General features: G+C 59.6%; 21 protein-coding genes and 1 tRNA gene. 16 read left to right on the top strand and 6 right to left on the bottom strand.

The features are described 5' to 3' along the window. Window positions 1–32: 32 nt before the first annotated feature. From ruvA to HX814_RS22235, 12 genes are all read left to right on the top strand, one after another. Window positions 33–644 (top strand): Holliday junction branch migration protein RuvA, encoded by a 612-nt coding sequence (gene ruvA / locus HX814_RS22290; RefSeq protein ID WP_003209814.1) that lies wholly within the window; start codon window positions 33–35, stop codon window positions 642–644. After that, window positions 645–1,703 (top strand): Holliday junction branch migration DNA helicase RuvB, encoded by a 1,059-nt coding sequence (ruvB, locus tag HX814_RS22285; protein ID WP_003209815.1) that lies wholly within the window; start codon window positions 645–647, stop codon window positions 1,701–1,703. 138 nt (window positions 1,704–1,841) lie between these two features. Next, window positions 1,842–2,297 carry a tol-pal system-associated acyl-CoA thioesterase gene (ybgC, locus tag HX814_RS22280; RefSeq protein ID WP_008432379.1) on the top strand — a complete coding sequence of 152 codons (456 nt, stop codon included), beginning with the start codon at window positions 1,842–1,844 and terminating at the stop codon, window positions 2,295–2,297. A 1-nt stretch (window position 2,298) separates the two neighbouring features. Then, entirely contained in the window at window positions 2,299–2,994 is a 696-nt protein-coding gene (gene tolQ, locus HX814_RS22275; protein ID WP_003209819.1) for a protein TolQ, read from the top strand. 23 nt (window positions 2,995–3,017) lie between these two features. Beyond that, window positions 3,018–3,470, top strand: a complete 453-nt coding sequence (gene tolR, locus HX814_RS22270; RefSeq protein ID WP_161635741.1) for a protein TolR — start codon at window positions 3,018–3,020, stop codon at window positions 3,468–3,470. Then, window positions 3,470–4,543 carry a cell envelope integrity protein TolA gene (gene tolA / locus HX814_RS22265; RefSeq protein WP_003209823.1) on the top strand — a complete coding sequence of 358 codons (1,074 nt, stop codon included), beginning with the start codon at window positions 3,470–3,472 and terminating at the stop codon, window positions 4,541–4,543. Before tolR ends, tolA begins: the two co-directional genes overlap by 1 nt. A 17-nt stretch (window positions 4,544–4,560) precedes the next feature. After that, the gene (gene tolB / locus HX814_RS22260; protein ID WP_032868196.1) at window positions 4,561–5,841 is read left to right on the top strand and encodes a Tol-Pal system beta propeller repeat protein TolB; all 1,281 of its coding nucleotides are present in this window, start codon (window positions 4,561–4,563) and stop codon (window positions 5,839–5,841) included. Window positions 5,842–5,896: 55 nt separating this feature from the next. Further along, entirely contained in the window at window positions 5,897–6,397 is a 501-nt protein-coding gene (gene pal / locus HX814_RS22255; RefSeq protein WP_003209827.1) for a peptidoglycan-associated lipoprotein Pal, read from the top strand. A 6-nt stretch (window positions 6,398–6,403) separates the two neighbouring features. Next, window positions 6,404–7,237, top strand: coding sequence for a tol-pal system protein YbgF (ybgF, locus tag HX814_RS22250; RefSeq protein ID WP_023659229.1), 834 nt, complete (start codon window positions 6,404–6,406; stop codon window positions 7,235–7,237). A 164-nt stretch (window positions 7,238–7,401) separates the two neighbouring features. Then, window positions 7,402–8,049 carry a 7-carboxy-7-deazaguanine synthase QueE gene (queE, locus tag HX814_RS22245; protein WP_003209831.1) on the top strand — a complete coding sequence of 216 codons (648 nt, stop codon included), beginning with the start codon at window positions 7,402–7,404 and terminating at the stop codon, window positions 8,047–8,049. 1 nt (window position 8,050) lies between these two features. After that, complete coding sequence (gene queC / locus HX814_RS22240; protein WP_177009706.1) at window positions 8,051–8,728, top strand: 7-cyano-7-deazaguanine synthase QueC; 678 nt, start codon at window positions 8,051–8,053, stop codon at window positions 8,726–8,728. Between the two features lie 63 nt (window positions 8,729–8,791). After that, window positions 8,792–8,867, top strand: a tRNA-Lys gene (locus HX814_RS22235). Between the two features lie 118 nt (window positions 8,868–8,985). On the opposite strand, the gene pstB is transcribed toward HX814_RS22235, so the two are convergent. From pstB to lldD, 5 genes are all read right to left on the bottom strand, one after another. Further along, complete coding sequence (gene pstB / locus HX814_RS22230) at window positions 8,986–9,765, bottom strand: phosphate ABC transporter ATP-binding protein PstB (RefSeq protein WP_003209835.1); 780 nt, start codon at window positions 9,763–9,765, stop codon at window positions 8,986–8,988. Continuing rightward, a complete protein-coding gene (gene pstA / locus HX814_RS22225; RefSeq protein ID WP_003209837.1) occupies window positions 9,765–10,637 on the bottom strand; it encodes a phosphate ABC transporter permease PstA in 873 nt (290 codons plus the stop codon). The genes pstB and pstA overlap by 1 nt, the downstream gene beginning before the upstream one ends. Further along, complete coding sequence (gene pstC, locus HX814_RS22220; protein ID WP_003209839.1) at window positions 10,634–11,629, bottom strand: phosphate ABC transporter permease subunit PstC; 996 nt, start codon at window positions 11,627–11,629, stop codon at window positions 10,634–10,636. The genes pstA and pstC overlap by 4 nt, the downstream gene beginning before the upstream one ends. A gap of 66 nt (window positions 11,630–11,695) precedes the next feature. After that, complete coding sequence (gene pstS / locus HX814_RS22215; RefSeq protein ID WP_003209841.1) at window positions 11,696–12,712, bottom strand: phosphate ABC transporter substrate-binding protein PstS; 1,017 nt, start codon at window positions 12,710–12,712, stop codon at window positions 11,696–11,698. A 169-nt stretch (window positions 12,713–12,881) separates the two neighbouring features. Continuing rightward, window positions 12,882–14,024, bottom strand: a complete 1,143-nt coding sequence (gene lldD / locus HX814_RS22210; RefSeq protein WP_003209842.1) for an FMN-dependent L-lactate dehydrogenase LldD — start codon at window positions 14,022–14,024, stop codon at window positions 12,882–12,884. A gap of 107 nt (window positions 14,025–14,131) precedes the next feature. Between lldD and HX814_RS22205 the strand changes: the two genes are divergently transcribed. After that, on the top strand, window positions 14,132–15,037 hold the full coding sequence (locus tag HX814_RS22205) for a LysR family transcriptional regulator (protein ID WP_003209844.1): 906 nt from the start codon (window positions 14,132–14,134) through the stop codon (window positions 15,035–15,037). On the opposite strand, the gene HX814_RS22200 is transcribed toward HX814_RS22205, so the two are convergent. Continuing rightward, the gene (locus HX814_RS22200; protein ID WP_087692901.1) at window positions 15,034–16,992 is read right to left on the bottom strand and encodes a PAS domain-containing sensor histidine kinase; all 1,959 of its coding nucleotides are present in this window, start codon (window positions 16,990–16,992) and stop codon (window positions 15,034–15,036) included. The two genes, HX814_RS22205 and HX814_RS22200, sit on opposite strands and share 4 nt — an antisense overlap. 359 nt (window positions 16,993–17,351) lie before the next feature. On the opposite strand from HX814_RS22200, the gene HX814_RS22195 reads away from it, so the two are divergent. The 3 genes from HX814_RS22195 (at window position 17,352) to nadA (ending at window position 21,616) form a co-directional block, all read left to right on the top strand. After that, window positions 17,352–18,638, top strand: coding sequence for an OmpP1/FadL family transporter (locus HX814_RS22195; protein ID WP_003209847.1), 1,287 nt, complete (start codon window positions 17,352–17,354; stop codon window positions 18,636–18,638). Window positions 18,639–18,766: 128 nt separating this feature from the next. Then, complete coding sequence (locus tag HX814_RS22190) at window positions 18,767–20,338, top strand: lactate dehydrogenase (RefSeq protein ID WP_218175046.1); 1,572 nt, start codon at window positions 18,767–18,769, stop codon at window positions 20,336–20,338. A gap of 219 nt (window positions 20,339–20,557) precedes the next feature. Beyond that, complete coding sequence (gene nadA, locus HX814_RS22185; RefSeq protein ID WP_003209852.1) at window positions 20,558–21,616, top strand: quinolinate synthase NadA; 1,059 nt, start codon at window positions 20,558–20,560, stop codon at window positions 21,614–21,616. The last annotated feature ends 91 nt before the right edge of the window (window positions 21,617–21,707 follow it).

Genomic DNA, 21,707 nt, shown 5'->3' with positions numbered 1-21,707 from the left:
CTTGATTTGAGCCGATTCTTAAGGATTCGAACGTGATTGGACGCTTGCGCGGCACCCTGGCTGAGAAACAGCCACCGCACCTGATTCTGGATGTAAACGGGCTGGGTTATGAGCTTGAAGTGCCCATGACCACCCTCTACCGCCTACCGTCGGTCGGTGAACCGCTGACCCTGCACACTCACCTGGTGGTGCGCGAAGACGCGCAATTGCTCTATGGGTTCGTTGGCAAGCGTGACCGGGATTTTTTCCGTGAGCTGATCCGCCTCAACGGCGTGGGGCCGAAGCTGGCGCTGGCGCTGATGTCGAGCCTGGAAGTGGATGAATTGGTGCGCTGTGTGTCGGCCCAGGACACGTCCGCGCTGACCAAGGTACCGGGCGTTGGCAAGAAAACCGCCGAGCGCCTGCTGGTGGAGCTCAAAGACCGCTTCAAGGCCTGGGAGGTTGTGCCGAGCATGTTTGCCCTGGTGCCCAACCAGCCTGATGCGCCGGGTGTGCCGGTGGCCAGCGCTGAAAGCGATGCGGTCAGCGCGCTGATCTCCCTGGGCTACAAGCCGCAAGAGGCGAGCAAGGCCGTGTCAGCCATCAAGGACAAGAACCTGAGCAGCGAAGACATGATCCGCCGCGCCCTGAAGGGAATGATTTAAGTGATTGAAGCTGATCGTCTGATCGCGGCCACCGGGCCTCGTGATCGTGAAGAAATCCAGGACCGGGCGATTCGCCCCCTGAGCCTTGCCGAATACATCGGCCAGCCCACCGTGCGCGAGCAGATGGAGCTGTTCATCCAGGCCGCGCGCGGGCGCAGCGAGTCCCTGGACCACACGTTGATCTTCGGCCCGCCCGGGCTCGGCAAGACCACCCTGGCCAACATCATCGCCCAGGAAATGGGCGTGTCGATCAAGTCCACCTCCGGCCCCGTGCTGGAGCGCCCGGGCGACCTGGCGGCGCTGCTGACCAACCTGGAGCCCCACGACGTACTGTTTATCGACGAGATCCACCGGCTTTCGCCCATCGTCGAGGAAGTACTGTACCCGGCCATGGAAGACTTCCAACTGGACATCATGATCGGTGAAGGCCCGGCGGCGCGCTCGATCAAGCTCGACCTGCCACCGTTCACGCTGGTGGGTGCGACCACCCGTGCGGGCATGCTGACCAACCCGCTGCGAGACCGTTTCGGGATTGTTCAACGTCTAGAGTTCTATAGCACGGCGGATCTGGCCACCATCGTCAGCCGTTCGGCGAGCATCCTTGGCTTGCCCCTGGACCCGGAAGGCGCCTTTGAAATCGCCCGCCGCGCCCGTGGTACCCCGCGGATTGCCAACCGTCTGCTGCGCCGGGTGCGCGACTTTGCCGAAGTGCGGGCCAAGGGGCATATCACCAAGCCCGTGGCAGACCTGGCGCTGAACCTGCTGGATGTGGATGAGCATGGCTTTGATCACCAGGACCGGCGCCTGCTGTTGACCATGATCGAGAAGTTCGACGGCGGCCCGGTGGGCGTGGACAGCCTCGCCGCCGCCATCAGCGAAGAGCGGCATACGATTGAGGATGTACTGGAGCCGTATCTGATTCAGCAGGGCTACATCATGCGCACGCCAAGGGGGCGTGTGGTCACCCGGCATGCGTATCTGCACTTTGGGTTAAACATTCCGTCACGATTGGGCGAGATGCCCGTAGTAGACGAATTCCTCGATGCAGTAGACGATTAAAAACGCTTGGCGATTCGATTTATTCGGAGTTTGTGCTGTCCTAGTGGCTGGCGTCGTCATTCTTTCGTTAGAAATGTGCCACAGAATGAAAAACAGTTGCCTGGCCGGATTGGCAACCTGAGGAGTAAGCACTAGAGTATGCGCGCGCAAAACGGGGATCAGTCGTTCGCACATCGCTGTCGCGTTTATTACGAGGACACCGATGCTGGCGGCATCGTTTATTACGTCAATTACCTAAAGTTCATGGAGCGGGCTCGAACCGAGCGGCTACGGGAGCTGGGCTTTGCCCAATCCCAGCTGGCAGGGGAGGACCTGTTGTTTGTCGTGCATTCCAGCGAGGCGCGTTACCACGCGCCGGCGCGACTGGACGACGAGCTGCTGGTCAGCGCAGAAATAACCGAATTGAACCGTGCCAGCCTGCGCTTTAAACAGCAGGTCAGGCGGGCTACGGATGCAACGCTGCTCTGTGAGGGGCAGTTCCTGGTGGCCTGTGTTCGCACCAATAGTTTGAAACCCCGGGCCATTCCCGAAACTCTACGCGCGGCCTTTGCCGGCGTGAGCGGCGCGGGTAAACATTCAGAGCAGGAGATTTAGCGTGGAACCTACCGTCGTCGACCATTCCTCCATGTGGAGCCTGGTCAGCAATGCCAGTGTCGTGGTTCAACTGGTGATGCTGGTCCTGGTAGCCGCATCGGTTACCTCTTGGGTCATGATTTTTCAGCGCAGCAACCTGCTGCGTGCTGGTCGACGTGCCCTGGAGAGCTTCGAAGAGCGCTTCTGGTCGGGTATCGACCTGTCCAAGCTGTACCGCCAGGCGGGCAGCAACCCGGACCCGGATTCGGGCGTCGAGCAGATCTTCCGCGCCGGCTTCAAGGAATTCTCCCGTCTGCGCCAGCAGCCAGGCGTTGACCCGGAAGCGGTCATGGAAGGTGTGGCCCGTGCCATGCGCGTCGCCATCTCCCGCGAAGAAGAAAAGCTTGAGCAAAGCCTGCCGTTCCTCGCCACCGTAGGTTCCGTCAGCCCGTATATCGGCCTGTTCGGTACCGTATGGGGGATCATGAACTCCTTCCGCGGCCTGGCCCAGGCCCAGCAAGCGACCCTGGCCACCGTGGCCCCGGGTATCGCCGAAGCGCTGATCGCCACCGCCATCGGCCTGTTCGCAGCTATTCCCGCAGTAATCGCCTACAACCGTTTTGCCGCTCGTGGCGAAACGTTGATCAGCCGTTACTACACCTTCGCCGATGAATTCCAGGCGATCCTGCACCGTAAAGTGCACACCAGCGAAGAATAAGCAGGTAATTCCCAATGGCTTTAATCGCTCGAGCTCGCAAAAAGCGCAAGCCGGTCGCCGAGATGAACGTGGTGCCTTACATCGACGTGATGCTGGTGCTGCTGGTTATCTTCATGGTGACCGCGCCGATGCTCAATCAGGGCGTGAAGGTTGATCTGCCCAAGGTTTCCAGCGAAGCCTTGCCGCAGGACAACAACACCCAGGTCCTGACCATTTCGATCAAGGCTGACAAGACCTATTACTGGAACCTTGGCAGCGAAGTCGACACTCAGAAACAGCAGGACAAGGCCATGACCTTGCCGCAGATGACTGATGCCGTGACCAAGATCATTCGCGCCGGCAACGAAGGTGGCAAGCACACCCAGGTGTTCATTCGCGGCGACAAGGTCGTCGACTACGGCTCCGTCATGGGCGCCATGGGCGGGCTGCAGAAGGCCGGGGTCGGTAATGTTGGCTTGATTACCGAGGCGCCCTGATGCACCAACAGCGAGAGCCGTCCGCCTCGGAAAGCTACTTCTGGCCTAGCGTCTGGGCAATTGCCCTGCACGTCCTGGTGTTTGGCATGCTGTTCGTCAGCTTTGCCATGACCCCGGACCTGCCGCCAGCCAAGCCGATCGTGCAGGCGACCCTGTATCAGCTGAAATCGAAAAGCCAGGCCACCACCCAGACCAATCAGAAGATTGCGGGTGAGGCCCAGAAGTCGGCTGCGCGCCAGACTGAAGTCGAGCAGATGGAACAGAAGAAGGTCGAGCAGGAAGCGGTGAAGGCTGCTGCGGAACAAAAGAAAGAAGAGGCGGCTCAAAAGGCCGAGGAATCGAAAAAGGCTGACGAGGCGAAGAAAGCTGCAGAGGCGCAAAAGGCTGATGAAGCCAAGAAAGCCGATAAAGCTGCCGAAGCCAAGAAAGCTGAAGAGAAACAATTGGCTGATATAGCCAAGAAGAAATCTGAAGAAGAAGCCAAGAAGGCTGCCGAAGAAGAGGCCAAGAAAAAGGCCGCTGAAGACGCGAAGAAAAAGATAGTCGAAGACGCGAAGAAGAAAGCCGCGGACGACGCCAAGAAGAAAGCTGAAGCTGACGAGGCGAAGAAGAAGATCGCCGACGATGCGAAGAAGAAAGCTGCCGCCGATGCCTCCAAGAAAAAGGCCCAGGAAGCAGCGCGTAAATCGACCGAAGACAAAAAGGCCCAGGCCTTGGCCGATTTGCTTTCCGACACGCCGCAGCGCCAGCAAGCCTTGGCCGATGAACGTGGTGATGAAGTCGCGGGCAGTTTCGACGACCTGATTCGTTCACGGGCAGCGGAAGGGTGGACCCGTCCTCCTTCGGCACGTAAAGGCATGACAGTAGTGCTGCAGATCGGCATGTTGCCGGACGGTACGGTGACTTCGGTCAGCGTGGCCAAGTCCAGTGGCGACGGTTCGTTCGACAGTTCGGCGGTAGCAGCGGTCAAGAACATTGGCCGGTTGACCGAGATGCAGGGAATGAAACCAAGCGACTTCGCTCCCTACCGTTCATTCAAGATGACATTCACACCTGAGGATCTAGCCTTGTGAGAAACCTTCTTCGAGGAATGCTTGTCGTTATTTGCTGCATGGCAGGGATAGCGGCGGCGGATGAAAAGAACATCCTGGTCACCAGCGGTAGCGATCGGGCCACCCCGATCGCCGTTGTGCCGTTTGGCTGGCAGGGCGGCAGCGTGCTGCCGGACGACATGTCGCAGATCATCAGCGATGACCTGCGCAACTCCGGCTACTACGCACCGATCGACAAAGGCAACATGATCAGCCAGCCGACCCAGGCCAGCGAAGTCATCTTCCGTGACTGGAAAGCGCTGAACGCCCAGTACCTGATGGTGGGCAGCATCACGCCCGCAGGCGGTCGCCTGCAGATCCAGTACACCCTGTTCAACGTCGCGACCGAGCAGCAAGTGCTGACCGGCAGCGTGTCGGGCACCACGGATCAGCTGCGGGACATGGCGCACTACATCTCCGACCAGTCGTTTGAAAAACTGACCGGGATCAAGGGTGCCTTCTCCACGCGCTTGCTCTATGTAACGGCCGAGCGTTTTTCGGTAGACAACACTCGTTACACTTTGCAGCGTTCCGACTATGACGGCGCGCGTGCAGTGACGTTGCTGCAATCCCGTGAGCCGATCCTGTCGCCGCGTTTCGCGCCAGATGGCAAGCGTATCGCCTACGTGTCCTTTGAACAGAAGCGTCCACGGATCTTCGTCCAGCACATCGATACCGGTCGCCGTGAGCAGATCACCAACTTCGAAGGCCTGAATGGCGCGCCAGCCTGGTCGCCGGATGGTTCACGCCTGGCATTCGTATTGTCCAAGGATGGCAACCCGGACATCTACGTGATGAACATGGCTTCGCGCCAACTGAGCCGTGTTACCAGCGGCCCGGGCATCAACACCGAACCGTTCTGGGGCAAGGATGGCTCGACCATCTACTTCACCTCCGACCGTGGCGGCAAGCCGCAAGTCTACAAAACCAGCGTCAACGGCGGCGGCGCCGAACGAGTGACCTTTATTGGTAACTACAACGCTGCACCTAAGCTTTCGGCTGATGAAAAGACGTTGGTGATGATTCACCGTCAGGATGGTTTCACTAATTTCCGGGTTGCGGCCCAGGATTTGCAGCGTGGAACCGTAAAAATCCTTACAGATACCAACCTTGATGAGTCAGCTACTGTTGCGCCCAACGGCACCATGGTAATCTACGCCACCCGCCAGCAGGGCCGGGGAGTCTTGATGCTCGTGTCCATTAATGGACGCGTAAGGCTCCCGCTTCCTACCGCTCAAGGCGAAGTCAGAGAACCGTCCTGGTCCCCTTACCTGAACTGACGCGGCGCTACAAAAAGAAGTACTTAACACACTGGGGTTCATTAGGAGTTTCACGATGGAAATGCTGAAGTTTGGTAAGTTTGCTGCTCTGGCTCTGGCTCTGTCCGTAGCCGTTGGTTGCTCGTCTAAAGGCGGCGACAATGCCGGTGAAGGCGCAGCTGTTGATCCAAACGCTGGTTACGGCGCTAACACTGGTGCAGTTGACGGCTCCCTGAGCGAAGAAGCTGCTCTGCGCGCTATCACCACTTTCTACTTCGAATACGACAGTTCGGACCTGAAACCAGAAGCCATGCGCGCTCTGGACGTTCACGCGAAGGACCTGAAAGCTAACGGCGCTCGCGTTGTTCTGGAAGGTAACACCGACGAACGTGGTACTCGTGAGTACAACATGGCACTGGGCGAGCGTCGTGCGAAAGCCGTTCAGCGCTACCTGGTTCTGCAAGGTGTTGCTCCAGGCCAACTGGAACTGGTTTCCTACGGTAAAGAGCGTCCAGTTGCTACTGGCCACGACGAGCAGTCCTGGGCTCAAAACCGTCGCGTCGAACTGCGTAAGTAATTCGTCATGCGAACGTGCCGTCGTGCTCTAACTGTATTGGCTCTCAGCCTGGCACCGCTTGCGGTGTGGGCTGCGGTTCCTGTGGAAGATAGCAACTCTGGCTATAACAATAGCGGGAGCAGTTATCCGCCAGCGGGTTATGGCACGAACGGCGCCTATGCCGGGGGCGCGGCAACTGCCGCGCCTTCGGCACAGGGCGAACTGTTCAACCAGCTGCAACGCATGCAGGATCAATTGTCGCAGCAACAAGGCACGATTGAGGTTCTGCAGAATCAAGTGAACCAGCTGAAGCAAGAAGGCCTGGAGCGTTACCAGGATCTTGATCGACGCATTGGAGCCGGCGTTACACCAGCCGCCACTCCTGATAATTCTTCTGCCGGTGGCGCCGCAAGCGCCGCCGGTGGTGCAGCGGCAGGGGCCGCGGCTGCGAGCCAAGCCCCTGCCGCCAGCAGCGAACCGGGTGATCCGGCGAAGGAAAAGCTGTATTACGATGCAGCCTTCGACCTGATCAAAGCCAAGGATTTCGATAAGGCCAGCCAGGCTTTTACCGCATTCCTGCGCAAATACCCGAACAGCCAGTACGCGGGCAACGCCCAGTACTGGTTGGGTGAGGTGAACCTGGCCAAGGGTGATCTGCAGGGCGCAGGCCAGGCATTTGCCAAGGTCAGCCAGCTGTACCCCAAGCACGCCAAGGTGCCGGATTCGCTGTACAAACTGGCTGACGTAGAACGCCGCCTGGGTCATACCGACAAGGTCAAAGGCATTCTGCAGCAGGTGGTGGCCCAGTATCCGGGTACCTCTGCGGCCCAGTTGGCTCAGCGGGATCTGCAACGCATGTAAGCGTCGCAACCCGTTCAGAAGAAACCCGCGCCCTGCGCGGGTTTTTTCGTTAGAATCCACGCCCTTTTATGAAACACGCTTCCTGGGGTTTACGCGTTGGCGGAATTCCTCGAAGTGCCTGACGGAGGCGGACAGCCTGTTTAGCTGTTACGCCCGTGGCGACTATGCAAGACACATTACGTATCACCGAAGTTTTTTACTCGTTGCAGGGTGAAACGCGCACTGCCGGGCTGCCCACTGTATTTGTGCGCCTCACCGGTTGCCCGCTGCGTTGCCAGTACTGCGACAGCGCCTACGCCTTCAGCGGCGGCACCGTGCGCACCCTTGAAGACATCCTTGAGCAGGTGGCCGGTTACCGGCCGCGTTATGTCTGCGTCACGGGTGGCGAGCCCTTGGCACAGCCCAATGCCATTCCCTTGCTCAAGCAGTTGTGCGATGCCGGTTACGAGGTGTCCCTGGAAACCAGCGGCGCCCTCGATATCTCTGCAGTCGACCCTCGGGTCAGCCGAGTCGTCGACCTCAAGACCCCAGGCTCCAAGGAAGTGCACCGCAACCGCTACGAGAACATTGAGCTGCTGACGGCCAACGACCAGGTCAAGTTCGTCATCTGTTCCCGTGAAGACTACGACTGGGCGACCTCCAAGCTGATCCAGTATGGCCTGGACCGCCGGGCCGGCGAAGTGCTGTTTTCCCCCAGCCATCATGACCTGAATGCTCGCGACCTGGCCGACTGGGTCGTTGCAGACAACCTTCCGGTGCGTCTGCAACTGCAGCTGCACAAGTACCTGTGGAACGATGAGCCGGGGCGCTGAGATGACTGATCAAAAACGTGCGGTGATCCTGCTGTCCGGCGGCCTCGACTCCGCGACCGTGGTCGCCATGGCCCGTGCAGAAGGCTACAGCTGCTACACCATGAGCTTCGACTACGGCCAGCGTCACCGTGCCGAACTGAACGCTGCCGCCCGTGTCGCCCGAGACCTGGGCGCGGTTGAGCACAAGGTGATCGGCCTGAATCTCGACGGCATGGGTGGCTCGGCGCTGACCGACAGCTCCATAGACGTGCCGCAAGGCCCCAGCGAAGGCATTCCGGTGACCTACGTGCCGGCACGCAACACGGTCTTCCTGTCCCTGGCCCTCGGCTGGGCCGAGGTGCTCAATGCCCGCGACATCTTCATCGGCGTCAACGCCCTGGACTACGCCGGATACCCGGACTGCCGCCCCGAGTACATCGAGTCGTTCGAGCGCATGGCCAATCTGGCGACCAAGGCCGGTGTAGAAGGGCAGGGCTTTCGCATCCTGGCGCCGCTGCAGAACCGCAGCAAGGCCGATATCGTGATGGCTGGCGTAGGGCTTGGCGTCGATTACTCGCTGACTGTTTCCTGCTATCAGGCAGACACTGATGGTCGCGCTTGTGGGAAATGCGACAGCTGCAGACTGCGTGCAGAGGGCTTCCAAGCGGCCGGAATTACTGACCCAACGCGTTATTTCTGATTTATTTTAAATAAGGTGTTGAATAATCCTTAGAAATCAGTATTATACGCGCCACCACACAGCGGGTCGTTAGCTCAGTTGGTAGAGCAGTTGGCTTTTAACCAATTGGTCGTAGGTTCGAATCCCACACGACCCACCATTTTTGGCGGTTTAGAAAATCCGGAAGGCCCACGCAAGTGAGGATTTCCGGGTTTTTTTTTGCCCAGTAAAAAGCCGATCACTCTCGCGACAGAGAGTGATCGGCTTTTTTGTTAAAGCTAGCCAAACCGCCCGGTGATGTAGTCCTCGGTCTGTTTCATCTTCGGCTTGGTGAAGATCTCATCCGTATTGCCATGCTCAATCAGTTCGCCCATGAACATGAACGCCGTGCTGTCCGACACCCGGGCGGCCTGCTGCATGTTGTGGGTCACGATGATCACTGTGTATTGCTCTTTCAGCTCGGTGATCAACTGCTCGATGCGCCCGGTGGAAATCGGGTCGAGCGCCGAGGTCGGTTCATCCAGCAGCAATACCTGTGGGCGAAGCGCAATGGTGCGGGCGATGCACAGGCGTTGCTGTTGTCCGCCGGAAAGACTCTGGGCGCTTTGTTTGAGTTTGTCCTTCACCTCATCCCACAGCGCGCCGCCGCGCAAGGCTTGCTCGACTCGATCATCCATTTCCCGGCGTGACAGCTTTTCATGGTGGCGCACGGCATAGGCGATGTTGTCGTAGATCGACATCGGGAACGGCACCGGCTTCTGGAAGACCATCCCGACGTGGCTGCGCAGGCGGTTCATCGAGTAGCCGGGGGCGAGGATGTTTTCGCCATTGAGCAGCACTTCACCGCGGGCTTCCTGCTTCGGGTACATCGAGTAGATACGGTTGAATACCCGCAGCAAGGTCGACTTGCCGCAGCCCGATGGGCCGATGATCGCGGTGATGCGTTTTTCCGGAATGTCGATGTCGATGGATTTCAGCGAACGCTGGTTGTTGTAGAAAAACTCCAACCCACGGACACGGATTTTGGTTTTTTCAGGATCAAGGCGGGTCGATTGCATCAGTGGGACCTATTGCGCAAAAGAATCAGGCGAGACAGCAAGCTCAGCACCAGCACGAACATCGTCAGTACCAAGGCGCCTGCCCATGCGAGGGAGTGCCAGTCATCGAAGGGGCTCATGGCGTACTGGAAAATAACCACCGGCACGCTGGCAATCGGCTTGAGCAGGTTGCTGCTCCAGAACTGGTTGCCGAAGGCGGTGAACAGCAGCGGCGCGGTTTCCCCGGTAATCCGCGCCAGCGCCAGCAGGATGCCGGTCACCACGCCGGCCTTGGCCGCTCTCAACACGATCTGCAACGTCAGTTTCCACTGGGGTACGCCCAGGGCCAGGGCCGCCTCGCGCATGGTGGAAGGTTGCAGTTGGAGCATCTCGTCGGTCGTGCGCACCACCACCGGAATCACCAGCAAGGCCAGCGCCAGGGCACCGGCAATGGCGGAGAAACCTACCTGGTGATTGGTCAGCAGGTTCAGCGGCAGGATCACCCCGGTGTAGATGAACAGGCCCAGCACGATCGACGGCGCGGACAGCAGGATGTCGTTGATGAAACGCACCGTGGTACCCAGGCGCGAGTGCCGTGCGAATTCCGCCAGCCAGATACCGGCCATCAGCCCGATGGGCGTGCCAATCAGCAGCGCAATCCCGGACATCAGGGCGCTGCCATAAAACGCGTTGGCCAGGCCGCCGTCTGTTCCGGGTGGCGGCGTCATCTCGGTAAACAGGCGCAGGTTGAGCGCCTGAAAGCCGTTGATGATGGTGGTCAGCAGAATCCACGCCAGCCACAGCAGGCCAAAGACTGTCGCGCCACAACTGAGCAGCATGGCCACCCGGTTCTTCAAGGCGCGCTTGCGGTACAGGCGTTCGTTGCTGCTCATAGGCCCTCCTTGCGGGACAGGCGCATGAGCATCAGCCGCGCCAGTGCCAGCACCACGAATGTCACGATAAACAGCAGGAAGCCCAGGGCGATCAGCGCCGAACGATGCAGGTCGGTGTACGCCTCGCTGAACTCGTTGGCGATGACGGACGCGATGGAGCTGCTGGGCATCAGCAACGAGGCGGAGAACTGTTGCGCGTTGCCCAGCACGAAGGTCACGGCCATGGTTTCACCCAGGGCGCGGCCGAGGCCGAGAAAGATCCCGCCGACCACGGCCGAACGGGTGTAGGGCAGGACGATGTCCCACACCACTTCCCAGGTAGTACTGCCCAGTGCGTAGGCCGACTCCTTCAATTGAGTCGGCACACTGCGGAAAACCTCATGCATCACCGACGTGATGAACGGCGTGATCATGATCGCCAGCACGATGCCGGCGGTCAGCATCCCGATGCCCAGCGGTGGCCCCTGGAACAGCGATCCAATAAACGGAAGCGCACCCAGGTAGTCATTGATCCAGGGTGACAAGTGTTCAGCCATAAAGGGCCCGAAAACAAACAGGCCCCACATGCCATAGATAATCGAGGGAATGCCCGCGAGCAATTCAACGGCGGAGGCGACCGGCATTCTGAGCCAGGGCGGCGCCACTTCGGTGAGGAAAATCGCGATGCCGAAACTCACCGGCACCGCAATCAGCAACGCCAGCAACGAGGTGACCAAGGTGCCGTAGATCGGTACCAGGGCGCCGAAGTGGTTGTTGACCGCATCCCACTCGGTGCTGGTGATGAAACCGAAACCGAAGGTCTTGAAGGCCAGGCCACCGCCCCACAGGGTGGAGGCGGCGATGCTTGCCAAGAGCAGCAGCACCAGCATCGCGGCCCCGAACATCGAGCGTTTGAACCACAGATCGTGGCGCTGATCGCGAGCGGCGCGGCTATCACCCGACACGTCGCTTGCGTGAGTAGTCATAACCAGGGGTTGCACGGTGTCGTTCATATCAGAAGTGCTCACCCGCCTCCATCAAGCATGCACATGCTTGAGGAAGGGGGCTATAGAGGCGGATCAGTGGGCGAAGTCAGACTTCCAGTAACCTTCGATCCGGGTCACGAGGGAATCGGGCAACGCTACGTAGTCCAATGCCGCAGCCTGCTGCTGACCTTTCTCCAACGACCATTTGAAGAAGTTGAAAGCGGCCTGGCTTTGCTCGGCGTTTTTTGCCTGCTTGTACATGATGATCCAGGTGGTCGCCGTGATCGGCCACGCGTTCTCGCCCGGTGCGTTGGTCATGATCAGGTTGAAGTCATGGGCGTTGGCCCAATCGGCAGTATCAGCCGCTGCCTGGAAGGCCTTGGCGTTGGGCTCGACGAATTTGCCGGACGCGTTCTTCAGTGAGGCGTAGGTCATCTTGTTTTGCAGGGCGTAGGCGTATTCAACAAAGCCGATGGAGTTCTTGATCTGCTTCACGTAGGCCGAAACACCTTCGTTACCCTTGCCGCCCACACCGACCGGCCACGGCACGGTGGTGCCGAAACCGATTTTGGTTTTCCAGCCATCACTGACTTTGGAGAGGTAGTTGGTGAAGTTGTACGAGGTGCCCGAGCCGTCCGAGCGGTGGACCACGGTGATATTCGCGCCCGGCAGTTTCAAGCCGGGGTTGAGGGCGGCAATCGCCGGGTCGTTCCAGGCCTTGATGTCACCGAGGAAGATCTTCGCCAGCACATCACCATCGAGTTTCAGCTGGCCAGCTGCAACGCCCTCGACGTTCATCACCGGCACGATGCCGCCAATCACGCTTGGGAATTGGCCGAGGCCGCCGGCCTTCAGTTCATCCGCCGACAGCGGCGCGTCGGACGCACCGAAGTCCACGGTAGCCGCCTTGATCTGGGCGATACCACCACCGGAGCCGATGGACTGGTAGTTGATCCGGTCACTGGAGCTTTTGCTGTATTCCTGGGACCACTTGGACAGCACCGGGTAGACGAAACTGGAGCCTGCGCCCGTGACGTCAGTGGCGTGAGCGACACCACTCAGGCACAGGGCAGTGAACAACACTGACAGACTCTTTTTGGTCAGCAACATCACGACGACACCTCAAAGGAAGGGGGCAGGTGGAGGGCTCCACCGGCCTGGGACGTGACGATTTAATTCCTGAAATGTGTCTGTTTAATGACGGTTTGGCTTTATGAAGAAACATTTAGAAATATCTGTGGGCGACCCCGGAAGGGATGCTCCGAGGTCGCTGCACTGATCAACCCTGGCTGCGCACCAGGATCGACTCATCGATCTGGGCGATCGACGTGACTCCGGTCAACGTCATGGCCACGCGCATTTCCTTGGCGAAGATATCCAGCAGGTTCTCCACGCCACGCTGCCCGTCGGCGGCCAGTGCGTAAGCCTGTGCACGGCCCAGCAGAACGCCCTTGGCGCCCAGCGCGAGCATGCGCACCACGTCCAGCCCCGAGCGTACGCCGGAGTCCACCAGCACCGTCAGATCGCTGCCCACGGCTTGTACGATAGGCGCCAGTGCCTTGGCTGTGGACAGCACGCCATCCAACTGGCGCCCGCCGTGGTTGGATACGACGATGCCGTCGGCACCAAAGCTCACCGCGTCCTTGGCATCTTGTGGGTCGAGGATGCCTTTGATGATCATCGGGCCTTTCCAGAATTCGCGGATCCACTCCAGGTCTTTCCAACTGATGGAAGGGTCGAAGTTGTTGGCCAGCCAGCCGATGTAGTCCTTCAGTTGGGTGGGCTTGCCCAGGTACTTGGAGATGTTGCCCAGGTCGTGGGGGCGACCCAGCAGGCCCACATCGAAGGCCCAGGCCGGTTTGGTCATGGCCTGCAGGATTTGGCGTTGCGGCCCGTAGGCACCGGACATACCCGAATGGGCGTCGCGATAACGCGCGCCGGGGGTGGGCATGTCGACCGTGAACACGAGGTTTTTCACCCCGGCGGCCTGGGCTCGCTCCAGGGCGTTTTTCATGAAGCCGCGGTCTTTCAGCACATACAGCTGAAACCAGATCGATTGCGGGCTCTGGGACGCCACTTCCTCGATCGGGCACACGGAAACGGTCGACAGGCAAAACGGAATGCCCTTGTTCGCTGCCGCCTTCGCCGCCTGGACTTCACCACGCCGGGCAAACATGCCGGTCAGGCCCACTGGGCTGAGGACCACCGGCATCGCCAATGGCTGGTCGAACAACGTGGTTTCAAGGCTCAGGCTTTCGACGTTGCGCAGGATGCGCTGGCGCAGGCTGATATCCGACAGGTCCGAGCTGTTGGCCCTGAGGGTGTGTTCGGCGTAGGCGCCGCCGTCGATGTAGTCGAACAGGAAACGCGGCAGTTTGCGGCGGGCGGCTTCGCGGTAATCCGATGCAGACGAAATGATCATGAACAGTGATGCCCCGAGTAAAGAAAACGGTGGGGTGAGGATAGACAAAGGCCTTTCATGGTAAAAACAACTTTTCCAACTTGAATCAAGTCGCAAACGGAATACTCATGAACCTTCGTACGTTGCTGGCCTTTGTCGAAGTAGTTCGCCAGGGCAGCTTCTCACAAGCAGCCGAGGTGGTTTCGCTCACCCAGTCTACCGTCAGCAAGGCGGTCAAGACTCTGGAAGATGAATTGGGCACGCCGCTGTTCAATCGCATCGGCCACAAGAGCGAGCTCACGGCCGCCGGCGAAATTGCCTACCGCCGAGCGCTGGTGTTGCTGGCGGAGCGCAGTGACCTGGTGGCCGAGATCAACGACTTGCTGGGGCTCAAGCGCGGTGTATTGCGCATCGGCTTGCCGCCGGTGGGCAGTGGGGTGCTGTTTGCGGCGATGTTTGCCTTGTATCGACAGCGTTATCCGGAAATCGAGATCGAGCTGATCGAGCATGGCAGCAAGAAGTTGGGCGAATGCCTGGAGGCCGGGGAGGTGGACCTGGCCGCGTTGCTGGTACCGGTGGCGGGAGAATTTGAATATCAGGATGTGCGCGTCGAGCCACTGATGGTGGTGATGCCGATCGACCATCCTTTGGCCGGGCGTAAAAGCGTCGATTTTTCCGACCTGGCTGACTCGCCCTTTATTCTGTTCGAGGCCGGGTTTGCGCTTAACCGGATCATTCTCACAGCCTGCGAGCGCAGAGGCGTAGTCCCGCGTATCACCGCCCGCAGTGCCCAGATCGACTTTATCGTCGACCTGGTTGCCGCAGGCCTGGGTGTCGCGTTTCTACCGAGCATGCTGGCTTACAAACACCTGCACGCCGGCATCGCCCTGATCCAGCTGGACGAGCCCCAGACTGATTGGCACATCGCCCTGGCTTGGCGGCGACAGGCGCACTTGCCACCGGCGGCGCGGGCCTGGCTGGATCTGGCCCTGGAGATGGGGAATGTTCCGGACACGACCCGGCCTGCGGTCTAGCCTTGTGCGACCAGGGGCAGGCGGCTCTTGACGACTTTTTGCAGCAGCAGGGCCAGCACCTCGGTGGAATACGGCTTTTGCAGCAAGACAAAACGGCTGGCTTCTTCCTGGGCGATACGCGCGTATTCGTCGTTGTAGCCGGTGGTGAGCACCACCGGCAGCCATGGGTACAAGGCTTCGATTGCGTCCAGCAACTCCAGGCCACTCATGCCGGGCATGGAGATATCGGAGAACACCACCTGGAAGCTTTCTGGGTTGGGGGCCAGGGCTTCCAGCGCGCTGTTCGCATCCGGCACCCACAGCACGTGAAAGCCCATCTGTTCCAGGGTTTGCGAGGTGTACAGGCCCACATCGGCGTTGTCCTCGACCATCAGCACGCACAAGCCTGAGATGATGGGCGAAGCGCTGGTGTCTTGAGGTACCGGCATGGCACTTGGCTCGACCTTGGGCAGGTACAGCGTAAATTGGCTACCCCTGCCGCACTCGCTCTGTACCAGGATTTCCCCGCCTGATTGCTTGGCGAAGCCGTACACCTGGGACAAGCCCAGGCCGGTGCCCTGGCCGATACCCTTGGTGGTGTAGAAGGGCTCAAAGATCGCGTCGAGTTTTTCCGGCGGGATACCCGAGCCGGTGTCCGCCAGTTCGATGGTCACGTAATCGGCGACACGTACCGGGTGAGCGCGAACCGAGGGTAGCCAGCTTGCCGTCGAAACGGTGATGGTCAAATGCCCGTTGCCGGCCATGGCATCCCTGGCGTTCACCACCATGTTGACCAGCGCGGTATCGAACTGGCTTTCGTCGGCGTTGATAAAGCAGGCGTCGTCAGGCACCTGGATGCTTACCTTGACCCGTGAACCGGTCAGGCTGTCCATCATCTCGCCCACCCGCTTTACACTTTCGCCGACGTTGAACACCTCGGGTCGCAAAGCCTGGCGGCGGGCGAATGTGAGCAACTGGGCCGTCAGGCGGGCCGCGCGATCGACCGTGCTGGCGATGGCTTCCACGTATTTCACGCGGCGTGCTTCGCTCAGGGCAGGTGGCTTGAGCAAGTCGGCACAGGACTTGATCACCGTCAGCAGGTTATTGAAATCATGTGCGACACCGCCAGTGAGTTGGCCGATGGCTTCCAGTTTCTGTGACTGACGCAGGGCGTCTTCCGACAGTCGCAGGGCTTCCTTGGCTTCTTCCTCAGCCTGGATATCACGGCCCACGGCGTGGATGTAGTCGCTGTCGGGCACGGCCGTCCAGGCGATCATGCGGTAGCTGCCGTCCTGGTGGCGGTAACGGTTCTTGAAATTGGGGAAGTTCTTGCCATCGCCCAAACGGCTGACCGCCGAGGATGAGACGGCCAGGTCGTCGGGGTGAACCAGGGCCAGCAACTGGCTGCCCACCAGGTCGTTTTCGGCGTGGCCGAGCATGCGTGTCCAGGCCGGGTTCACGGCGGAGATCACACCGTCGAGTTGTGCCACCAGCATCAGGTCCGGCGACAGGCGCCAGATACGGTCGCGATCGCGAGTGCGTTCGACCACCCGCTGTTCCAGGGACTCGTTGAGTTTGCGCAGGGACTCTTCGGCTTCGCGCAGGGGCGTGATGTCCCGGGACACGCAGAGGATTTTCTCCGGCAGGCCGTCACTGCCCATGATCGGGCTGACGTTCACGTGCCACCATTTAAGGTTGCCGGCCAGGGTGTGGGCAGCGCCGACAAAGCTGGCATTGCGACCGGCCTTGGCGGCCTCAACGGCAGCCTTGGCATCGAGATTGCCCTGGTCGTGCCAGAAGTCGGGCCAGGGGCAGCCGCGGATCGCATTGAAGTCGCTGACTTCCATGATCTGCTTGCCGCCTTCGCTCATGAAGGTCAGGCGGGCGTCGAGGTCCAGCACCTTGATGCAATCGTTGATGCTGGCAAGCACGCGTTCGGTGAAGGCTTCGCTGTGGTTGAGGCCCGCGGCGGACAAATCACTCTCGCCAGATTCAGGTGGGCTGTTTGTCTCAGGACCCGTCCCGATAGTGCTATTCATTTGAGTGCTGCCACGCGTGTTAAATGGCCGTCATCATGTCATTGCGACACTTATATCACCAGCGCCTTCACGCTTATTCGATGGCAGGCAATCCGGCATGCTCCAAGCGTGACGGCGAGATTAAAACCCGTCAGTCATATTCAGGTTCCGGGGTCTGAATAAGTGCTGGAAAAACCGTCGAAGTCTTTGAAAGAAATAGGATTGTCGGACAATTTTGCGCATGAAAAACTCTTCATAATTTGCCCGCTCGAAGATTGGTAGCTTCCCCTCGCTGCCCAATAATTCGAGTTCTAATAATGAATAAAAAACTCTTCAAGAGCGCTTTGGCGCTGTCGATTTCCCTTGCCTCCACTTCCTTGTTTGCCGGTGGTTTCGCCCTCAACGAACAAAGCATCAGTTCAATGGGGACCGGTTACGCCGGGCGTTCCTCCTCCGCGGATGACGCCAGCACGGTGTTTGGCAACCCGGCGGGCATGTCTCGCCTCAAGCAGAATGAAGTGAGCATCGGGGCGACCTACCTGGATGCCAAGTCGAACATCAAGGACGCCAGTTCCAGCCAAGGTGGCGTGGACAACCCCGGCACCAACAAAGGCGATATGGTCCCCGGCATCGCCGTACCGATGGGCTACCTGGTGACGCCGATTGATGAACACTGGGCGTTTGGCCTGGGAATCTACGCGCCGTTCGGCCTCGTGACCGACTATGAACACAGCTTCCAGGGCAATGGCTTTGGCAACAAAAGCAAGGTTCAAGTCATCACCGTGCAGCCAACCGTCAGCTATGCCTTCAACGACAAGGTTTCGGTGGGCTTCGGTCCGACCTTCAACCGTATCAGTGGCGAACTGGACTCCAAGGTCCCGGCATTTGGCCTCGGCACGGAAAACGTGAAGGTCAAGGGCGACGACACCGCCACCGGTTTCAACGCCGGTATCCTGGTGCAGCCGATTGAAAGCACGCGCATTGGTGTGACCTACCACTCGCAGGTTGTGTATCACCTGTCGGGCAAAACCAACGCCTCGGGGGTGCTCACCGACCTGGTGGATGGCGGCCCGCAGCGGTATGACGCCAAGCTGGATGTCACCACGCCGTCGTCCGTGGACTTCTCGGTCACCCATAAACTCAACGATGACTGGACCCTGTACGTCGGCAGCACCTACACCCGCTGGAGCCAGTTGAAGAAGATTACGATCAACAACAGTGGCGTCTCTGACCTCGCCACCGAACTGGCCGGCCTGAACTCCATCACCGAAGAACAGCACTGGCATGACACCTGGTCTCACGCCATCGGCCTGTCGTACCAGTTGAACAAGCAACTGGTGCTGCGTACCGGCTTTTCGGTGGACCAGACGCCCACCAACAACACCGACCGGTCCGTACGTATTCCTACGGGCGATCGCACGGTGTTCAGCCTGGGCGCCGGCTGGACGCCAGTGGATAACCTGACCTTCGACGTCGCTTATTCCTACCTGAAAGAAGAGCCGATCAAGGTCCGCGACAATAATCCGCAACTGGCGCTGACCTACGACGCCAAGTATGAAAACAGCGCCAACGGTTTCGGCGGTTCGGTGACTTACCGCTTCTGATGCACCGGAAGAGGGCAAAGAGTCAGTTTTCTGACATGGCTCTTTGCTAGCAATTGTATCAATCGTGCTACCAAACCTTCCCTGTCTTGGTTAAATTGGCTGCAATCCAGTTCAAGACAGGGATCGTCATGACTACGCTTTCGCCGATCAGCTCCGCCATCGCCCTTACCAATCGACCCGCCGTTAACCCGCCAGCTACGCAGGCGCCAGAAACGGACGCCGCTGCCGTGCGACCTTCCTCGGTGGTCAGCCTTGGCAATGTCACGGTAGACGTTCAAGCCGAGACGTATTCCCGCAACGGCCAATTGCCCGGCCATGGGCCGATCAATGCCTGGGAAAGTGACAGCGACGATGCGGTCACCAAAGCGATCAGCACGAATTTCCCTGCACTGCCCAGAGGCACAGGCTTCAGCGGCCTGGGCGCTACCCTGATCGAGCAATTTGCGAAGAGCGGTACCGACATTTCCCAGTCGGCGCTGAGCACCAGCTCTTCCAGGACCCAAAGCCCCGCCGAACTCAAGGTTCAACAGGCGCTGCTGCACAGCAAGGCCGACAACCTGGTCAGCCTGACCGTCAAGACGGCCAGCGGCAAGACCGTCACCTTCAGCCTGGCCAGCCAGTCCGCAGGCCTGGCCGCGCAGGCGAAGGTGGACGGTGGCGCCCTCAGCGCCGCCGAACTCAAGGAAGTCGCCAAGTTGGGCGAAGCTTTCCAGGACGCGATCGACGGCCTGGCCGCCCAGCCGCCGAAGCTCGAGCTGAGCAAGCTGACGCAGTTTGATTCCAGCGTATTGGCTTCGGTGGACCTCAGCGGCAAATTGAAAGTGAGCAATACTGACGACCTCACGCTTGCATTCCATGCGGACAGCCAGGGCCGCACCACGCGCATGAGTAGCCCGGCGGGGGAAGTGAATCTCTCGGTCGACCTGAAGAACGCCGGCATCCTCGGCAACGCCAAGCAACAGGCAATCGCGCTGAAAAGCTACCTGGCCCAGTTCGACAAGGCCCAGGCGCGGGGCAAGGCAGATGCTGACCTGATGGCGATGTTCAAGGATGCGTTTACCGCCATGAACAGCAACTACCCGCAGGGCGCCAAAGCGCCTGCGCCGCTGACCCGCAGCGCGGCAGATCAAGGCCTGCTGACGGGCCTGGCGGATTTCAAGGCCTCCATCAGCCAGGCGGCCAGCTCCCCCAACCCGGCGCGCCCAGGGGAAACCGATACGTTTGCCTATGGGATTTCCCAGAAAACGCGCATCGGCGGCAATGACCTCTCCAATCGCACGATCGATCAGGTCCAGCGATCAAGCCTCGAGGCCAGTTTCCATCAGGGCCTGGATGGCGGGAAGCCGCCGGCTTTCGATACCAGGCGCGAGTCGCAGAACTACCTCTATGTGCAGGTCGACGACAAGGCCAGCAGTGCGGCGAACATCACCTACAAGGATGGCTTCCTGACCAACGCCTCCGTGGACCAAAGCGCCAGCCAGAACACCCGCACCCAGCGATACGAGATGGCTCGACTGGTTAACGACAGCGTGGTACCGAACGAGGCCACCAGCCATCGCGACTACCTGGTACTGCTGGAATATGCGGCGCGGGAAGGCAAGAGTGCCAAGGGCGCCGATGAAACCATCCTGAAGGATGCCCTGGCGAACATGCATCAGTGGGCGTTGCTGCAAGACGATCCGTCCGCTTTGCCCGGTTAAACCGGTCGTTGTAAAAAAGGGAAACCCCTGGCCGGGTTTCCCTTTTTCATGCCTGGCCGAATCCCAGATTAGGCTTTTGAAACCATTCGATATTCTGTAGCCTTGCGCAGCTTCACCGTGCTTGATGAACACAATCACTTCGTCCGGCGGCGCCCGAAAGGCTCCAGAGCCGGTGGTACACTCGACTTTCGCGCAACTGCGCCTGCAGGTCTTGCGAACATGACGCAAATTTCCGAACGCCTTCTGGTCCAAGCCCACCTCGACGCCAAGCAGCCCAAAGTGCTGAGCGCCGAAGAAGAGGCGGGCTACCGCGCCGCCATCGCCGCCGAGCTCAAGGCTCAGGACGCGGTGCTGGTGGCACACTTCTACTGCGACCCGGTGATTCAGGCCCTGGCCGAAGAAACCGGTGGTTGTGTGTCCGACTCCCTGGAAATGGCCCGCTTCGGCGCGGCGCACCCGGCCAAGACCGTATTGGTGGCGGGCGTGCGATTCATGGGGGAGACGGCCAAGATCCTCACGCCTGAAAAACGCATCCTGATGCCGACACTGGAAGCCACGTGCTCTCTGGACCTTGGCTGCCCGGTGGATGAGTTCTCGGCATTCTGTGATCAGCACCCTGAGCGCACGGTGGTGGTATATGCCAACACGTCGGCGGCGGTGAAAGCCCGTGCTGATTGGGTGGTGACTTCCAGTTGTGCGCTGGAGATTGTCGAAAGCCTGATGGATAACGGCGAGACGATTATCTGGGGGCCGGACAAGCACTTGGGCACCTATATCCAGCGTCAGACGGGTGCAGACATGTTGCTGTGGGATGGTGCGTGCATCGTGCACGAGGAGTTCAAGTCCAAGCAGTTGGAGGACATGAAGGCGTTGTACCCGGATGCAGCGATTCTGGTGCATCCGGAGTCGCCCACTTCGGTGATTGAGTTGGCGGATGCGGTGGGGTCTACCAGCCAGTTGATTGCGGCGGCGCAGCGGTTGCCGAACAAGACGTTTATCGTGGCCACCGACCGCGGCATCTTCTACAAGATGCAGCAGTTGTGCCCGGACAAGGTGTTTGTCGAGGCGCCGACGGCGGGGAATGGGGCGGCGTGTCGCAGTTGTGCGCATTGCCCGTGGATGGCGATGAATACCCTGGAGCGCACGCTGCAGTGCTTGCGTGAGGGGAGTAATGAGATTTTTGTTGAGCCTTCGGTGATTCCGCAGGCGGTTAGGCCGCTGAAGCGGATGTTGGATTTTACTCAGGCGGCTCGGTTGAGGTTGGCGGGGAATGCTTGATCTTGTTTGAGTACATATCCGTTATTTAGGTAACGGCCGCTTATGGTTCCGCTCTTACAGCGGGTCACTTTTGGCAAACGCCCCAAAAGTA

This window comes from Pseudomonas sp. C8002 (genome assembly GCF_013385765.1).
Taxonomy (GTDB): domain Bacteria; phylum Pseudomonadota; class Gammaproteobacteria; order Pseudomonadales; family Pseudomonadaceae; genus Aquipseudomonas.
Note: the sequence above shows the minus strand (reverse complement) of the source record. Positions and strands in the feature narration are given on the sequence as shown.

Excerpts from the sequence above, each read along its gene's own strand:
- ybgC (WP_008432379.1), top strand. The coding sequence starts at position 1,842 with ATGCGCGCGCAAAACGGGGATCAGTCGTTCGCACATCGCTGTCGCGTT.
- tolA (WP_003209823.1), top strand. The coding sequence starts at position 3,470 with ATGCACCAACAGCGAGAGCCGTCCGCCTCGGAAAGCTACTTCTGGCCT.
- tolB (WP_032868196.1), top strand. The coding sequence starts at position 4,561 with ATGCTTGTCGTTATTTGCTGCATGGCAGGGATAGCGGCGGCGGATGAA.
- pal (WP_003209827.1), top strand. The coding sequence starts at position 5,897 with ATGGAAATGCTGAAGTTTGGTAAGTTTGCTGCTCTGGCTCTGGCTCTG.
- ybgF (WP_023659229.1), top strand. The coding sequence starts at position 6,404 with ATGCGAACGTGCCGTCGTGCTCTAACTGTATTGGCTCTCAGCCTGGCA.
- queE (WP_003209831.1), top strand. The coding sequence starts at position 7,402 with ATGCAAGACACATTACGTATCACCGAAGTTTTTTACTCGTTGCAGGGT.
- queC (WP_177009706.1), top strand. The coding sequence starts at position 8,051 with ATGACTGATCAAAAACGTGCGGTGATCCTGCTGTCCGGCGGCCTCGAC.
- pstB (WP_003209835.1), bottom strand. The coding sequence starts at position 9,765 with ATGCAATCGACCCGCCTTGATCCTGAAAAAACCAAAATCCGTGTCCGT.
- pstA (WP_003209837.1), bottom strand. The coding sequence starts at position 10,637 with ATGAGCAGCAACGAACGCCTGTACCGCAAGCGCGCCTTGAAGAACCGG.
- pstC (WP_003209839.1), bottom strand. The coding sequence starts at position 11,629 with ATGAACGACACCGTGCAACCCCTGGTTATGACTACTCACGCAAGCGAC.
- pstS (WP_003209841.1), bottom strand. The coding sequence starts at position 12,712 with ATGTTGCTGACCAAAAAGAGTCTGTCAGTGTTGTTCACTGCCCTGTGC.
- lldD (WP_003209842.1), bottom strand. The coding sequence starts at position 14,024 with ATGATCATTTCGTCTGCATCGGATTACCGCGAAGCCGCCCGCCGCAAA.
- HX814_RS22205 (WP_003209844.1), top strand. The coding sequence starts at position 14,132 with ATGAACCTTCGTACGTTGCTGGCCTTTGTCGAAGTAGTTCGCCAGGGC.
- HX814_RS22195 (WP_003209847.1), top strand. The coding sequence starts at position 17,352 with ATGAATAAAAAACTCTTCAAGAGCGCTTTGGCGCTGTCGATTTCCCTT.
- HX814_RS22190 (WP_218175046.1), top strand. The coding sequence starts at position 18,767 with ATGACTACGCTTTCGCCGATCAGCTCCGCCATCGCCCTTACCAATCGA.
- nadA (WP_003209852.1), top strand. The coding sequence starts at position 20,558 with ATGACGCAAATTTCCGAACGCCTTCTGGTCCAAGCCCACCTCGACGCC.